General features: G+C 65.8%; 15 protein-coding genes. 7 read left to right on the top strand and 8 right to left on the bottom strand.

The annotated features are described in order from the left end of the window. The first annotated feature begins 1 nt into the window (after position 1). The 4 genes from QCE69_RS25675 to QCE69_RS25690 all read left to right on the top strand — a co-directional run bounded on the left by QCE69_RS25675 (position 2) and on the right by QCE69_RS25690 (position 1,954). The gene (locus QCE69_RS25675; RefSeq protein ID WP_309933709.1) at positions 2-694 is read left to right on the top strand and encodes an NAD(P)-binding domain-containing protein; all 693 of its coding nucleotides are present in this window, start codon (positions 2-4) and stop codon (positions 692-694) included. Positions 695-1,097: 403 nt separating this feature from the next. Further along, entirely contained in the window at positions 1,098-1,355 is a 258-nt protein-coding gene (locus tag QCE69_RS25680; RefSeq protein WP_309924315.1) for a hypothetical protein, read from the top strand. 42 nt (positions 1,356-1,397) lie between these two features. Beyond that, the gene (locus QCE69_RS25685; RefSeq protein ID WP_309924317.1) at positions 1,398-1,655 is read left to right on the top strand and encodes a hypothetical protein; all 258 of its coding nucleotides are present in this window, start codon (positions 1,398-1,400) and stop codon (positions 1,653-1,655) included. 41 nt (positions 1,656-1,696) lie between these two features. Continuing rightward, on the top strand, positions 1,697-1,954 hold the full coding sequence (locus QCE69_RS25690) for a hypothetical protein (RefSeq protein ID WP_309924319.1): 258 nt from the start codon (positions 1,697-1,699) through the stop codon (positions 1,952-1,954). An 82-nt stretch (positions 1,955-2,036) separates the two neighbouring features. Here the strand turns inward: QCE69_RS25690 and QCE69_RS25695 are convergent, their stop codons facing one another. From QCE69_RS25695 to QCE69_RS25710, 4 genes are all read right to left on the bottom strand, one after another. Then, entirely contained in the window at positions 2,037-2,408 is a 372-nt protein-coding gene (locus tag QCE69_RS25695; protein ID WP_309924322.1) for a BON domain-containing protein, read from the bottom strand. A 203-nt stretch (positions 2,409-2,611) separates the two neighbouring features. Next, positions 2,612-4,159: a DHA2 family efflux MFS transporter permease subunit gene (locus tag QCE69_RS25700; protein ID WP_309924324.1), complete on the bottom strand. Its 1,548-nt coding sequence runs from the start codon at positions 4,157-4,159 to the stop codon at positions 2,612-2,614. Between the two features lie 25 nt (positions 4,160-4,184). Further along, positions 4,185-5,345 carry an HlyD family efflux transporter periplasmic adaptor subunit gene (locus QCE69_RS25705; protein WP_309933711.1) on the bottom strand — a complete coding sequence of 387 codons (1,161 nt, stop codon included), beginning with the start codon at positions 5,343-5,345 and terminating at the stop codon, positions 4,185-4,187. Positions 5,346-5,375: 30 nt separating this feature from the next. After that, positions 5,376-6,896 (bottom strand): efflux transporter outer membrane subunit, encoded by a 1,521-nt coding sequence (locus QCE69_RS25710; protein ID WP_309933712.1) that lies wholly within the window; start codon positions 6,894-6,896, stop codon positions 5,376-5,378. Between the two features lie 744 nt (positions 6,897-7,640). Here QCE69_RS25710 and QCE69_RS25715 point away from each other — a divergent pair. Further along, positions 7,641-7,916, top strand: a complete 276-nt coding sequence (locus QCE69_RS25715) for a hypothetical protein (protein WP_309924330.1) — start codon at positions 7,641-7,643, stop codon at positions 7,914-7,916. 60 nt (positions 7,917-7,976) lie between these two features. Here the strand turns inward: QCE69_RS25715 and QCE69_RS25720 are convergent, their stop codons facing one another. Next, a complete protein-coding gene (locus tag QCE69_RS25720) occupies positions 7,977-9,434 on the bottom strand; it encodes a PLP-dependent aminotransferase family protein (protein WP_309933713.1) in 1,458 nt (485 codons plus the stop codon). An 86-nt stretch (positions 9,435-9,520) separates the two neighbouring features. Here QCE69_RS25720 and QCE69_RS25725 point away from each other — a divergent pair, with 86 nt between their 5' ends. Continuing rightward, entirely contained in the window at positions 9,521-10,150 is a 630-nt protein-coding gene (locus QCE69_RS25725) for an FMN-binding negative transcriptional regulator (protein ID WP_309933714.1), read from the top strand. Positions 10,151-10,223: 73 nt separating this feature from the next. On the opposite strand, the gene QCE69_RS25730 is transcribed toward QCE69_RS25725, so the two are convergent. Then, positions 10,224-11,255, bottom strand: a complete 1,032-nt coding sequence (locus tag QCE69_RS25730; protein ID WP_309933716.1) for a porin — start codon at positions 11,253-11,255, stop codon at positions 10,224-10,226. 233 nt (positions 11,256-11,488) lie between these two features. Between QCE69_RS25730 and QCE69_RS25735 the strand changes: the two genes are divergently transcribed. Next, the gene (locus QCE69_RS25735; RefSeq protein WP_309933718.1) at positions 11,489-12,790 is read left to right on the top strand and encodes an aspartate aminotransferase family protein; all 1,302 of its coding nucleotides are present in this window, start codon (positions 11,489-11,491) and stop codon (positions 12,788-12,790) included. Positions 12,791-12,799: 9 nt separating this feature from the next. Here QCE69_RS25735 and QCE69_RS25740 read toward each other — a convergent pair whose 3' ends face one another. Both QCE69_RS25740 and QCE69_RS25745 read right to left on the bottom strand, forming a co-directional pair. Next, positions 12,800-14,770, bottom strand: a complete 1,971-nt coding sequence (locus QCE69_RS25740; RefSeq protein ID WP_309933719.1) for an aconitase family protein — start codon at positions 14,768-14,770, stop codon at positions 12,800-12,802. Positions 14,771-14,863: 93 nt separating this feature from the next. Next, a complete protein-coding gene (locus QCE69_RS25745) occupies positions 14,864-15,757 on the bottom strand; it encodes a LysR substrate-binding domain-containing protein (RefSeq protein ID WP_309933721.1) in 894 nt (297 codons plus the stop codon). Between the last annotated feature and the right edge of the window lie 3 nt (positions 15,758-15,760).

Consider the following 15,760-nt stretch of genomic DNA (forward strand, 5'->3'; position numbering starts at 1 on the left):
CATGAAAACGGCAATCATCGGTCTCGATCAGATCGGCGCCAACCTGTCGCGCAGTCTCGCGCTCGCAGGCGAGTCCATCCTGATTGCGGATCGCGATCACAGGAAATCGCTGGCATTCGCGATGCAATGCAATGGCCGCGCGCGCGCCGTCAGTGTCAGCGAGGCGATCCGTCGTGCCGACATCGTGATTCCGTGCATCCGCTTCGGCGCCATTCAGGATCTGTTCGAGCGTTACCGCGAAGCGTTGAAGGGCAAGATCGTGGTCGATCCGTCGAATCCGATTGCGCCTGATGGCCAGGGCGGCGTCATGAAGATCGTTCCCGACGATGAATCGGCCGGCCAGATCCTCGCGGCGCTTATGCCGCCCGGCACGAAGTTCGTCAAGGCATTCGCGTCGATCCGTCCGGAGTCGATGCATGCGGCCGCCAACCGCTGGCCCGATCCCGCCGTGCTGTTCTATGCCGCCGACGACCTCGCGGCCGGCGACGCCGTCGCGTATCTGATTGCGCTGAGCGGCTTCGTGCCGCTGTGCGTGGGCGGTATCGACCAGTCGATCCGCATCGAGGCGTTCGGCGATCTGAGCGAGTCGGGGGGGCTCGGCAAGCTGGTTTCGTACTGGGAGGGCCGCGCGCTGCTGAAGGCGTCGCCGCGGCATGCGTGCACCTCTGCGATGAAGGAGGCCAAGCCGGTCTAGACAATCCGAAAAAAGCGGAAGGGACTTCACAGAGCCGAACCGCACGCCTGCACGAAGAGCGCGCCTCTTCGTGGTTTGTGCCACGTCCTCTACCTCCTCCGGAGGACTTGCCCGCTTCCCGAAGCGGGTTTTTTTTGTGCGGCTCCAGGCAACCGGACGCGCTGTTCGGCACGCGGCAACAGGTGATCGGCAGGCTGTCTCGCCGGACCCGACACCCGGCCGCGGCGCACGCGCGCTCATGCGAGGCATCAACGCAAAATGAATTCAACATTGATCAATACAATCAACGACTTACGAAAAATCTCAAACGCTGGCACCGCGCCTGGCACGGCTCTCGCAAATGATGCTGCGAGCGCAACGAGACATGCTCAACCAACCCAACCAGCCATCCAGGAGATTCATCATGTTGAAGATCGACAACCTCGCCGTCAGCAAAGAACTCGACCGTGCCGAAATGGGCGCCATCGTCGGCGGCAGCGTGTTCCAGAACAACGGCGTCAACGCCAACCTGCAAGCCGTCGGCGTGTCCTTCGCCAGCCCGCAGACCAACGTCGCGCCCGTCACGCAAGTCGATGCCTCACAGCACCTCGACCTCGACGTGAAGTCGATCACGAAGTCGGTCGGCGCACTCGGCAGCGCGCTGGGCGGCATCGCGATCTGATCCGCATCCATTCCATACCAACCGGCCATCAGGAGACCCGTCATGTTGAAGATCGACAACCTCGCCGTCCACAAGGACCTCGACCGTGCCGAAATGCGCGCCATCGCAGGTGGCTTCAGCATCATGCAGAACAACGGCATCAATGCGAACTACCAGAGCGGCGTCTCGTTCGCGAGCCCGCAAGTCAATGTGGCGCCCGTGACCCAGGTCGATGCCTCGCAATACACCAAGCTCGACCTGACGAACGTGACGAAGTCCCTCGATTCCCTCGGCAGCCTGCTGCAGGGCGTCAAGTTCTGATTCACCTGTTGAAGACCCCTCTCATCTCAAGGAGCATCATCATGTTGAAGATCGACAACCTCGCAGTCAGCAAGGACCTGGACCGTGCCGAAATGAGCGCCATCGCTGGCGGCAGCGTGTTCCAGAACAACGGCGTCAACGCCAACGCAGAAATCGGCGGCGTGTCCTTCGGCAGCGCACAGACCAACGTCGCACCGGTCACGCAAGTCGATGCGTCCAACCACACGAACCTCGACGTGAAGACCATCACGAAGTCGGTCAGTGCGGTGGGCAGCCTGATCGGCGGCATGGCGCTGTAAGCAGGACGTCACGCGGGGAGAAGGAACCAGGACGACTGCCTCCTTCTCCCCCTCTGCTTCACCGCTTCACCGCTTCATCGTGTCATTGCCCGCCTTCCTGGATCGTCAGCGAGTTCTTCACCGAGCGCACGCCGCTCACCCCCTTGGCGATCGACGTGGCCTGATCGATCTGGCTCGCATCCTGCGCATAACCCGCCAGCGTGATCGCGCCGCTCTTCGCAATCACGTTCATGCCGACTACATCCACTCCGCCCTTCTGAAGCGCCTGCGCCACCTTCCTGCTGAGCGCGCGATTGGCTTGCCGCATTGCCTTCTTCGACGTGCCGGCGCTCGCCGCGGGCGTGCCGGACTGACCCGCGGCCGCGCCGGAATCGCTGGTCTGCGACCACGCACTGACGGATGAAACGAGCACCACTGCCACGCCGGCCAGCCTGAGCATCTGAATCAGTTTCATTGTCGAGCTCCTGTCCTTGAGGCCACGCTTGAGGTCATGATTGAGGTCATGTTCGAGACCACGATGGGCCGCGCCGTTTCATCAGGGCGCGCCTCGAATCATTCTAGTCGGCGCCTTGCAGGATGAAAGTCGAACTTGCACGCCTTCTTGCCGGAAAGCGCGCTGCAAGACACGCTTTCAGGTCTGATCAAAGCACGCGCGCTTCAGTGCGCGATGACCGTCGTATCGCCGCCTTTGTCAGGCTTCGTGATCCAGATCAGCGGAATGATCGCGATCATGACGATGGCCGCGCCGTAGAACACGTCGTCGAGGCCGAGCATCGCCGATTGCGTCTGCACCGTGCTCTGGAACAGCGCGTACGACGCGCCCTGCCCGAGGCCGAGCAGCGAATGGTAGGCCTGCATCTGCGCGTTGAACAACGGGTTGTTCGGGCTGGAATGCTGGGTCAGGATGGCGTGATGCAGGATCGTGCGGTCGTTCCATACGACACTCGCCAGCGATGTGCCGATACCGCCGCCCAGCGTACGCGCGAAGGTGGAGAGGCCGGCTGCGGCCGGCACTTTTTCCGGCGGCTGTCCCGACAGGATGATGACGGTCAGCGGCGCGAAGAACAGCGCCATCGGGATGCCCTGGAGCAGCGTGGGCAGCACGATGTAGTCCTCGCTCAACTGGACATAGAAAAACGAGCGCATGTAGTACACGATGGCGAAGCCGATGAACGCGAACGTGCCGATCACGCGCGCGTCCGAGCCCGGCAGCATGCGCCCCACGAGCGGCGAGCCGATCACCGCGAAGATGCCGAGCGGCGCGGTGGCGAGGCCGGCATCCACCGCGCGGTAGCCGAGATAGTCCTGCATCCACTGCGGCAACAGGACGAGCGTGCCGAAGAAGATCGCGTAGGCAATGGAGATCGAAATCGTGCCGCCGAGGAAGTTGCGCTGCCTGAAGAGCGTCAGGTCGACGATCGGGTTGGGGTCGGTCAGCTCCCAGACCACGAACAACGAGAACCCCACCACCGCGCAGATGCACAGCACGACGATCGTGCCCGACGAGAACCAGTCGAGGTCCTGCCCCTTGTCGAGCATCACCTGCAGGGATGCGACCCACAGGATCAGCAGCACGAGTCCGACTACATCGACGGGCAGCTTGTGCACCGGCGTATCGCGGCGGCGATAGATCATCCATACCGTCGCGGCCGCGAACAGGCCGACCGGCACGTTGATGAAGAAGATCCACGACCAGCTGAAGCTGTCCGTCACCCAGCCGCCCAGCGCGGGTCCGATGATCGGGCCGGTCACGACCACCATCGAGAACAGCGAGAGCGCGAATGACGACTTCGCCTTCGGCCATGAACTGAGCAGCAGCGCCTGCGACATCGGGATCAACGGCCCGGCGACCGCGCCTTGCAGCACGCGCGCGAGCAGCAGCACCGGAAAGGTCGGCGCCATGCCGCACAACCATGACGCGAGCGTGAACAGCAGGATCGCGGTGACGAACAGGCGCACCTGTCCGACCCGCGCCGTGAGCCAGCCCGTCAGCGGAATCGAGATGGCGTTGGCCGCGGAAAACACCGTGATGACCCACGTGCCCTGGTCGCCGGACACGCCGAGGTTGCCTGAGATGGTCGGAATGGCGACGTTGGCGATCGACGAATCGAGCACCGTCATGAAGCCTGCGAGGCCCACGCTGAATGAGCCGAGCGCGAGCGTCGCACCCGTCAGCGGAGGAAGTTCCGTGGAGTCCTTGGACATGGGATCGTCGAAGCTCGGGCGGGGATTATTTGTTGTGGTCGACGATGCGCGCGATCGCGGCTTCGGCCTCTTCGCCGTAACGGGCGAAGACGTCGGTCCGGTCCGCGGCGCCGGCGGCAAGGACCGGCATCGTCGAAACTTGCGCGCCCGACGTGTTCTTCACGTCGACGTCCGCGTTCATCGAAAGCCCCACGCGCAACGGGTGCTTGCGCAACTCCTCCGCCGGAATGCCGATACGCACCGCCAGCCGCTGCACGATCTTGATCCAGTTGCCGGTCGCGTTCTGCGCGGGCAGCAGCGCGAGCGCCGAGCCGGTGCCGGGCGTGACGCCCACCACCTTGCCGTGATAGACGACCGAGGAGCCATAGACATCGGCGGTCAGATCCACGGCCTGACCCATGCGGATATGGCGCAGCTGCACTTCCTTGAAGTTGGCATCGACCCATACCTGATCGAGCGGCACGATCGACATCAGCGGCATGCCGGGCGAAACGCGCTGCCCGACCTGCACCGACCGTTGCGCGACATAGCCCGTCACCGGCGCGGGCAAGGTGGTGCGTGCATAGCCGAGCCAGGCGTCGCGCACGCGCGTGGCGCTCGACAGCACGTCGGGATGATCGGCGATCGTCGTGTTGGCCGTCAGCGCGAGATTGGCGTTCAACTGCTGCCGGGCCGCGTCGAGCGCGGCTTGCGCGGACACGACCGCCTCGCGCGCATGTGAAACGTCTTCCTGCGAAACGGCGCCGCTCGTGCCGGTATCCAGGCGCCGCCGCAGATCGGCCTGCGCCTTGGCGAGATCCGACTGGCGTTGCTCGATCTGGGCGCGATACAGGTCGTTGTCCACGTACAGGCCGCGCGTGCGGCGCACCGTCTGCCCCAGATCGGCTTCCGCCTGCTTGAGCGCGATGCGCGCATCGGCGGGATCGATCTGCACGACCGTGTCGCCCACGCTCACGAGCTGGGTGTCGTTCGCATTGACCGCGATCACCGTGCCCGAGGTCTGCGGCGTGATCTGCACGATGTTGCCGTCCACATAGGCATCGTCGGTCTCGATGTGATAACGCGCGACCAGCAGGTAATAGACGCCCCAGCCTATGCCCGCCAGCACGGCCACGGCAAGGATCAGCGTCAGCAGCCATTTGCGGCGCGCGGCTTTGACGGGCGCCGGTGACGCGGGAGAGTTCATCGATAGCTCCGGCAAGACTCGAAAATGCGGTTATTCCTGGCCCGGCCGCGGGGCAGGAATCGGTGTCGTGGGTGTCGTGGGCGTGGCGGGCGTCGTCGCCGCGAGGGCTGCGCCGGAGCCGTCGAAACCGCCGCCCATCGCCCGGATCAGCGCGATCTGCATGCTGCGGCGGCTCATCTCCAGCGTGACGACCGTGGTCGCGGCGGCGAGCCGGTTGTCGTCGGCATCGAGCAGCTGCAACTGCGCGATCAAGCCGGCCCGGTAACGCACCAGCGCAAGCTGCCAGGCCTTGGTCTGCGCGCTCAGCGCACGGCGCGCCTCCACCAGTTGCGCGTCCGTCGAACGAATCTGCGCGACCTGGGTTGCCACGTCTGAAAGCGCATTGACGAGCGTCTGGTTGTAGGACGCGACGTCATAGTCGAAGTCCGCGTAGCGGCCCTTCAACTGGGCGCGCAACGCGCCGGCGTCGAAGATCGGCAGATGGATGGCGGGCGCAAACTGGATGGCGCTGCTCTGGGCGGTCAGGAACTGCCCCCAGCCGAAGGCGTCGAGTCCGGCCACCGCGGTCAGGTTGATGTCGGGGAAGAATTCGGCCTTCGCTTCCTTCACGTTCTGCATGTCGGCATCGACCTGCCAGTACGCGGCGACGATGTCCGGACGGCGCGACAAGAGGTCGGCCGGCAGGTTGTCGGGCAGCATGATCGGCTCGCCCGTCCCGAGCGACGGCCGCGCGATGCTCAAGCCGCGATCCGGGCCCGCGCCGAGCAAGGCGGCGAGCTGATAGCGGGTCGCGATGATCTGCCCGTCGAGACTCTTGACGTTGGTGTGCGTGGTCGCCGTTTCGCCCTCGGCGGTCTGGCGCTCGACGTCGGTATCGAGTCCCGCAGTCACGCGCCGGTCCGTGATCCGTCCGATGTCCTGACGGTTCTGCACCTCGCTGTCCTGGAGGTCGTGCAACGCATAGAGGCGCGCCAGGTCGTTATAAGTGCTCGCCACCGATGCCGCGAGCGTGATGCGCGCCAGTTGAGCCTCGGCGTCCGCAACTTTTTGCTGCGACACGGCCTGGTGCAGGCGATCGCGGTTCTTGCCCCACAGATCGAGATCCCACGACGCGCTCAGGAGCGCCGTGTTCTCGCTTTGCCAGGTGCCGCCATAGGGCGGCGGATAGAGGGTGTTCAGCGTGAAGCGTTGCCGGTTCCATTGATAACTGCTGGTCACGTTCGGAGCCAGTCCGGCGCGCGCGCCGCCGACCAGCGACACTGCCTTGTCGATGCGGCTGAGCGCCTGCTCGATCGTCGGCGCGTCCTTCAGCGCTTCGTCGATCAGCTGCGGCAATTGCGGATCGCCAAACTGCATGGCCCAGTCCATCGCCGGCCACGCGCCGTGCTCGGCGGGCAGGCTCGCGCCGGTTTCGTAGTGCGATGCCGGCGCAATCTGTTTGTCGCTGCCGATGCCCATGTAATTGACGCAGCCGGCCAGGCTCAGCGCCGCGACAGACGCGGGCCAGGGGGACAGACGCCGCCGTCCGTGCTTCCTGAGAGGGTCGTTCATGTGTCCGGCTCGACTGCGCGTGATCGCTTCCTGAAGAACAAGGGCATGGGCGCGACGATTCCTTCGACGGGAAGTGACGAGCGGGTCGCGCAGCACGTATCGCTACGCCGAGTCCGCGATGCCATGACGGCGTCTGTGCAACGGGAACAGATGGATCCCCGCGCGATTCCCGCGGCCCGTGTCGACCACGCAATCCGTGTAGTCGTCGAAGTTCGTCTGGATCAGCCCACAGCCTTTCTGCGAAGTTCCGGCAAACGCCACCATCGATAATATCGACCCCGCTATGAGGATCGAAACCGTTATCGTCACTGCTCGATTCATGACAGCCACTGTTGAAGAAGTTGAAGCTCGACGACGCTCTTTCATCGGCGCGATCCCTTCGGATCTCGAAGCGTTGAACGAAACGTCCAGACGGTTCGAAGCATAGTCGCGGCATGTCGGCCGGAACAGAGCGCGGCGGATGAATCGCCGGTTCGACGCTGTCGAACGGCTGCGTGGGAGCTGTTGTCGCGATGGTTGGTCCGTGGCCGACACATTGCGGCTTGCCGTTTCATCGGCGCCGACAGTCCGGTGGCCGCCGAGATGGTTTCGCAACCGGGATCAAACCCCACTCAGGCTTTCCGCACAAGGCTCCGGCGTGATCTTCAGGTTGCGTGCGCGCTCCTGGCACACCTCTCGCATAAGCAGGTGCGAGCGCAACGATTGGTGCTCAACCAACCCACCGAACCACCCAGGAGACTGACCATGCTGAAGATCGACAACCTCGCCGTGACCAAGGACCTCGACCGTGCCGAAATGGGCGCCATCGTCGGCGGCACCATTTTCCAGAGCGGCACCATCTTCCAGAACAACGGCATCAACGCCAACGGGCAGATGGGCGGCGTGTCGTTCGCAAGCCCGCAGACCAACGTGGCTCCCGTCACGCAAGTCGATGCCTCGACCCACACCGACGTCGATCTGACCAACGTCACGAAGCAACTCACCGCCGTGGGCAGCGCGCTGGGCGGCATGAAGCTGTAAGCATCGCCGGGCAGCACACGAGGAGAAGACGCGCACGCGCGTCCTTCTCCTTTTTTCTTTTCAGGATTCGAACGCCTCCACGACGCGCCCCAGCGTCGCAATGCCCTGGCGAATCTCCTCCACGGTCAGGCTCGCGTAGCCGAGCATCAGCCCCGCGACGCGGGCCGAAGCCGCGCGACGCGCACTCGCGAACAGCGGCGACACCGGATAAACGCCGATGCCTGCTTCGTGCGCCGCGGCGACCAGCGCGGGTTCATCGTCGGGCCGCAGCGACGGCAGCCACAGCACCACATGCAGTCCCGCGGCCGTGCCTGCCACGCGCGCGTCGGCGGGCAAAGATGCGGCAATGGCGTCCAGCAGCGCCGCGCGCCGCCGCTCGTACTCGCGACGCATGCGGCGCACATGCCGTTCATATGAGCCGCTTTCGATCAACGACGCCAGCACGCGCTGTTCGAGCACCGGCGCGTGACGGTCGCTCAGACGCTTGGCCTGACGGAACGCGTTCACCAGCGCGTCGGGCAGTACCAGATAGCCGAGCCGCAAATGCGGCGACAGCGCCTTCGAGAATGTGCCGATGTAGATCACGCGGCCGCTCGAATCGATGGACTGGAGCGCATCGATCGGACGCTGGCCGTAGCGGAATTCGCCGTCGTAGTCGTCTTCGATCACCCACGCTTCATGCGCCTGCGCCCATTGAAGCAGGCCGAGCCGACGTCCCACCGGAAGCACCCCGCCGAGCGGAAACTGATGCGAAGGCGTCACGTAGACCAGCCGCGCGCCGTCCGCCGGCAGACGGCGCGTGTCGAGGCCGGAGTCGTCGACGGGCACCGGCACGAGCCGCCCGCCGGCCGCCTCGAAACTATGCCGCGCGATGAGGTAACCGGGATCCTCGAAGGCAAAGGCATCGCCGGGATCGAGCAGCAGCCGCGCGCACAAGTCGATGCCCTGTTGCGCGCCGCTCACGATCAGGATGCGTTCGGCGTCGCAGACCAGTCCGCGCGCCCGCCGCAGATACGTCTGCAATGCGCGGCGCAGCGCGGCGTCGCCTTCGGGGGGCACGTAGTAGAGGCTGTCTTGCTGGCGCAGCAATTCGGCTTGCCAGGCGCGCCGCCAGAGTTGCGCCGGAAACTCGCGCGCGGCCACCGCGCCATACAGGAAGTGGATGCCGCCCGGCGTAGGCAGCGGCAGCGGCGGCGTCGCGATGCCGGCCACGCGCCGCCCGAAGTCCGACAGCACCGGCGCGCGCACCGACGAACGCGGCGCTCCCGTCACGGCGGGCGCAACGGGCGGACTCGCGACCCGCGCCGCGCGTCCCGCCGACGTGAGCACGAAGCCTTCCGCCGCAAGCTGCTCGTAGACGGCGGTCACGGTGGTGCGCGAGACCGCGAGGTCCGCCGCCAGCGCGCGGGTCGAAGGCAGGCGGGCGCCTGCGGGCAGCGTGCCGTCGGCCATCTGGGCGCGCAGCATGTCGTAGATGCGCCGGCTGGTTCCGGCACCCGGCTCGCCAAACTGGCCCATGCGAATTCACCAAAACTGGATCTTCTCATTGTGCCTGTTTCACGCGAGAGTGTCGTCTCCGCACCCGCCCCGTTCGAGGACTCACGATGTACATTCCGCCGCACTTCGCCGTCACGCGTCCCGACGAACTGCATCGCATCATCCATGCGCATCCGCTCGGCATGCTCGTCACGCATGACGCTACCGGGCTGGACGCGAACCACATTCCCTTCGAGTTCGATCCGGACATCGGCACGCATGGACTGCTGACGGCGCACGTCGCGCGCGCCAACGACATCTGGCAGCGCTGCCCCGCCGGCACGCCGGTGATGGTCGTCTTCCGGGGCGCGCAGGCCTACATCTCGCCGAACTGGTATCCGAGCAAGCACGAGGCGCACAAGCAAGTGCCGACCTGGAACTACGAAGTGGTCCACGCGCATGGCACGCTCACGATCCGCGACGACGAACGCTTCCTGCGCGGCATCGTGGCGCGCCTGACGCGCCGTCATGAGGCGAACGAACCCGCGCCGTGGAAGATGGGCGACGCGCCGGCCGATTTCATCGAAGGCATGCTGCGCAATATTGTCGGGATCGAGATTGCGCTGACCTCGCTGGTGGGCAAGTCCAAGCTCAGTCAGAACAAGGAAGCGCGCGACCGCGAAGGCGCCGCCGATGCACTCGCCGCGCGGGAACACGACGAACTCGCCGAACAGATGCGCCGGGCTGGTCCGGCTTGAGCCGCAGCGGGGCGTTTTCAGCTCGCAAGTCGCCTTGCGCATCGGCTTGCTGCATCGCTTCTGATCGCGCGTGTCAGAAGCGCTCGATCATGCCCAGCTGCACACCGCGTATCGGCGCGCCAGGATAAGCCGCCGGCAAACCGACCACGTTCACGCCGCGCAGCGTGAAGGTCGCGTCGCTCCGATTGCGCAGCAGCGCGCCGCTCGCGTACAGCAGCAGCGCCGGCGACACATCGTATTCGCACGCGACGCTGAACTGGTCGGCATCGTTGTCGCCGCCCGAGCGGTCGCGCGCGAATGCGTAGCCCAGCGATGCACGCAAGCGCGGTGAAAACGCATAGCGCATCGATACCGATACGCCGTCGTCGTGATAGCGCGGCGTGCCGCCGTCGCCGTTGAAGTACGAGACGAAGGCCGTCGCGTGGCCGAAGCGATACGACACGCCGCCGAGATTCGAGCGCAACGCGCCGCTGCCGTTGGTCTGCTGATGCGCATACGAGACCCGGAACGGGCCGTTGCGATACGCAAAGGTTTCATACGAGCCGCCGAGGCCGTTGCCGTCGCCGGTGTCGCGCAACGCGAGCATCAGCGTGGTCGTGAAGCCGTGGAAGTCCGGCGACAGATACGCAATGCCGTTGTCCGTATAGGGCGTGATCTTCGACAGGTTGTTGAGCCCCGATGCAATCGTGCCCGCGCCGAATGCATCGAGCCCGCCCTTGAACGGGATATAGATCGGCGAATACTGGCGGCCCATGCGCAGTTCGCCCCACGGCGCGCCGACGCCGATCCACGCCTGCCGGTTGAAGATCGTGTTGGCGGTGGCGAAGGTGCCGTCGGCCGAGCTGAAGCCGCTCTCGAGATCGAACAGCAGGCGCGTGTCGCCGCCCAGCGCCTCCGAGCCGCGCACGCCGAAGCGCGAGCCGCGATATGCGCCCGAATCCATGCGCGGCGTCCATGAGGAACCGGGATCGGTGACTTCGATGCTGGTGTCGATCACGCCATAGAGCGTGACACTGCTCTGCGCGTGCACTGCGCCACAGGTGAGCAAGGTGGCGAGTGAGAGAAAGGAATGTCGGATTGCGCGGGCGGTTCGGTTCGGCACCATCGATGAAGTATTGTTATTCGATTGAAAGCGCGAATGAAAGCGCCCGCATGCGAGACGGCCGGGCGCGCCGCCCGACATCATAACCGTGGCAGAAACAATCCGTGCCTTCGTGCAAAAACCGGCAACAGATATTAGCCTCCTTTCTGGCTCACATTAGAACTATTCGATTCTCCGTCGCCGCAGCGCCCACTAGACTGCAGGTTCCTTCCTGTCATTCCGTCCGGAGACGCACCGTGTCCCTGAACCAAGACGCACACTTCTGGCGCAACGCTCAAGACCATCTGATCCGCTACGGCGCCACCTTCCAGCCGATGATCATCGAACGCGCGCAAGGCAGCTTCGTCTATGACGCCGACGGCCGCGCCATCCTGGACTTCACCTCGGGACAGATGAGTTCGGTGCTGGGCCACAGCCATCCAGAAATCGTCTCGGTGATCAACGAGTACGCGGGCAAGCTGGACCATCTCTTCAGCGGCATGCTGTCGCGGCCGGTCGTCGATCTCGCGACGCGCCTCGCCGAAGTCGCGCCAGGCGCTCTCGAACGCGCGCTGTTGCTGAGCACCGGCGCTGAATCCAACGAAGCCGCCATCCGCATGGCCAAGCTCGTGACCGGCGGCTATGAAGTGGTCGGCTTCGCGCAGTCGTGGCACGGCATGACCGGGCACGCGGCCTCCGCCACGTACAGCGCGGGCCGCAAGGGTGTGGGACCGGCCGCCGTCGGCTCGTTCGCGATTCCCGCGCCCTTCACCTACCGGCCGCAATTCGAGCGCAACGGCCATTACGATTACCTCGCGGAACTCGACTACGCGTTCGACCTCGTCGACCGCCAGTCGAGCGGCAATCTCGCTGCCTTCATCGCGGAACCCATCCTGAGTTCGGGCGGCATCATCGAGCTTCCCGAAGGCTACATGGCGGCGCTCAAGCGCAAGTGCGAGGAGCGCGGCATGCTGCTGATCCTCGACGAGGCGCAGACCGGCGTCGGCCGCACCGGCACGATGTTCGCCTGCCAGCGCGACGGCGTCACGCCCGACATCCTGACGCTCTCGAAGACGCTCGGCGCAGGCCTGCCGCTCGCGGCCGTGCTGACCACCGCCGAGATCGAGGAACGCGCGCACGAACGCGGTTATCTGTTCTATACGACGCACGTCTCCGATCCGCTGCCCGCCGCAGTCGGCTTGCGGGTGCTCGACGTGGTCGAGAACGAAGGACTGGTCGCCCGCGCGGGCAAGATGAGCGAACGGCTCAGGAGCGGCCTGCTGGATCTGATGGAGCGCTTCGACTGCATCGGCGACGTGCGCGGACGCGGCTTGCTGCTCGGCGTGGAAATCGTCAAGGACCGGCGCACCAAGGAACCCGCCGATGGCCTCGGCGCGAAGATCACGCGTGCATGCATGGAACTGGGTCTCAGCATGAATATCGTGCAGTTGCCGGGCATGGGCGGCGTGTTCCGCATCGCGCCGCCGCTGACCGTCGGCGAGGAAGAGATCGACCTCGGTCTCGACCTGCTCGGCCAGGCGATCCAGCGCTCGCTGTGAGCGTGGCGTTCAGGCGGCGTCGGCGGCGAAGCGGCTGCGCAATTCCGCGAACGACATCACGCTGCCTGCCAGCGCGCTGGCCGCGACCGTCGGCGGGCTGGCGAGCCACACCTTGCCCGGGCCCGAGCGGCCCGGGAAGTTGCGGTTGATCGCGCTGATCGTCACCTGCGCGGATTCCGTCGACGACCCCGGACCGCAGTTCGCGCAGGCCCCGCAAGCGGGCTGAAGCAGGATCGCGCCGACTTGCTCGAACGCCTCCACATAGCCTCGCGCGATGCAATAGTCGCGCACGTCCTGCGTGCCAAATTGCAGATACAGCCTGACGTGGTCGGGCACGCGCAGTCCGCGCGCCGCCGCCCAGGCGAGCACCGCGTGATAGTGATCGAAGTCTTCGCGCTTGCCCGCCGTGCAGGAGCCGCCATAAGCGATATCGATACGCGGCCGTTCACCGAGCGCCGCCAGCGCGACGCCATTGCCGGGATCGCCGGGTGCGGCGAGCATCGGCGTGAGCTGCGCGCAATCGATCTCGATGCGGCCCGCGTACTGCGCGTGCGCGTCGCTGTGCATCCACGGTTCGATGACGAACTCGATGCCGCGCCGCTCCCTGAGAAAGCGCACCGTCTCCTCGTCCGGCGCGACGATGCCCGTGAAACCACCCAGCTCGGCGGTCATGTTGGTGAGCGTGGTGCGCTCGTCGGTGGACAGGGCCGCGATGGCCGTGCCGGTGAATTCGAACACCTTGCCCACGCCCGCGCCTGAGCGGATCGCCGGGTCCGCGAGAAGATGCAGCACGATGTCCTTCGCGGTCACACCGGCGGGCACCGGTCCGCGCAGCTCGATGCGCAGCGACTCCGGCACCGTCATGCGCACCGCGCCCGTGACGAAGGCGTTCGCCATGTCCGTCGTGCCGACGCCGAACGCGACGCAGCCCAGCGCGCCGCTATGCGGCGTATGCGAATCCGTGCCGGCCACGACCTGTCCCGGCAGCGCGTAGCGTTCGGCCATCATCGCGTGCGAGATGCCTTCGGAGCCTTCTTCGACTTCGCTGGCGTTTTCGTTCAGATAGCCGTGATTGCGCACGCCGTAGTCGCTCGCGAACGCACGATGCGCCGCCGACAGTTCGCGCACGTCCGGCAGCAAGCCGTTCTGTACGTGCAGTTCGCTGCGATGCGAATACGACAGATGATCCTCGAACGCGAGCATGCTGTTCGCGTCGTGCAGCGCGAGCGGCCGGCCGAAGGTCGCGTGCAGCATGTGCGCGGCCATGCCGGTGTAGTACTCGTGGATGAAGCGCCAGTCCGCGCGCACGAAGATGCCGCTGCCCGCTTCAATCGATGCATCTGTGGCGCCGGTATTCAACGCGTGGCGCGCGAGAATTTTCTCGACAAGGGTGCGCGGCGCGGCATCGTCGGAGGGCGCGTTGATGCTCACGCGGCACATATGCGCCTGGCCGTATCGCAACAGGCCGCCGCTGCGCAGAATCGCGGCTGCGAGCGGATCGCGCCCTTCGACCAGTTCGTCTATGTCGATCGCCTCGCCACGGCGGATGCGCTCGATCAGACCGAAGTCCGTCGAGGTGAACAGGCCGAGATTGTCCGCGTTCTGCCGATAGATGCGCTCGAAGCTGCGGGCGATCACGAGCCGGATGCCCGCGTAGTGCTCCGCGAGCGGGCTGTGTTCGCGCGATGAACCCTTGCCGTAGCGGTTGCCCGCGACGGTCACCTGGAAGCCGCCGGCGCGCACGGCATCGCGGCCCAGCGGACGTCGGCCATCCACATGGAAGCCGACATACGGACACTGGCCGAGCCGTTCGTCGAAGCGCGTGAGTACGCTGATGGGCGTGATTTCGTCGGTGGAGACATCGTCGCGCAACGGGGCTGCCGCTTCCGCCGACAAGTCTTCGCCCGCCAGTTGCCGCTCGACCTTGTCCGCGTCCGCGCTCAGAAACAGAATCCGCCCGTTCAATTGCAGTGTGGCCATCGCATTCTCCCTGCCTGCCAATCTAGACCGGGACGCATGCGCGGCGGAAGTGCCGGATGGGCAGCGGGGACATCGCGGAATGCGATGTCCGGGTTAACCCTCTTGCTCCACCAACACGTCGATCAGCGCCTGCACGGCCTTCAGCCGCGAAGACTTGCGCGGCGCATGCACGCACAGCGAACGCGCGCTGGCCCAGGTCTCGTGCAGCGGCACGCGCACGAAGCTGTGCGATCCCGCGAAGGCGGACGCCGCGCTCGTCGGCACGATGCCGATGCCCAGCCCCGCCTCCACCATGCGGCACTGCGCGTCGAAGCTGTTGACGGTCACGGAGACGTTGAGCGGCGCGCGGGCGGCGTCGGCGTGTTCCTTGAGCGTCTGATCGAGCGAGCCGCCCGCCTGCAATGCCACGAGCGGAAAGCGCACCACGTCCGCGAAACTCAGGGCATCGGCTTGCGCGAGCGCGTGATCGGGCGGCAGCACGACCATCAGCGGATCGGCTGCGAAATGCCAGGTATCGAGACCCGCCGGTGCATTCGAGCGCGCCGAGATGCCGACGTCCGCGCGGTCGTCCAGGCACGCGCGGATGACTTCGTCGCTGATCTGCTCGGTCAGGGCGATATCGACGAGCGGATAGCACGCCTTGAAGCGCGTCAGGCGCTCGGGAAGAAAACCCACGATGGCCGACGCATTCGCATGCAGCCGCACCACGCCGGCCACCTGCCCGCTCAGCGACTGGATCTCGCGCGCCATGCCTTCGAGCTGACGGTGGATGGAGCGCGCGCCGGCATAGGCGTGCTGGCCTGCCTCGGTCATCTGCACGCCCGCCGGCGAGCGGATCAGCAGCGCCGCGCCGATGGCGCTCTCCAGGTCCGCGATCCGCCGGCTCAACGCCGAAGGCGCGATGTGCGCGCGGCTCGCGGCGCGCGCGATCGATCCCTCCTCGACCACGGAGATGAAGAGTTCAAGACTGTAGGGATCGATCCGCATGCG

The organism is Caballeronia sp. LZ032 (assembly GCF_031451315.1).
In the GTDB taxonomy this organism is placed as follows: Bacteria; Pseudomonadota; Gammaproteobacteria; order Burkholderiales; family Burkholderiaceae; genus Caballeronia.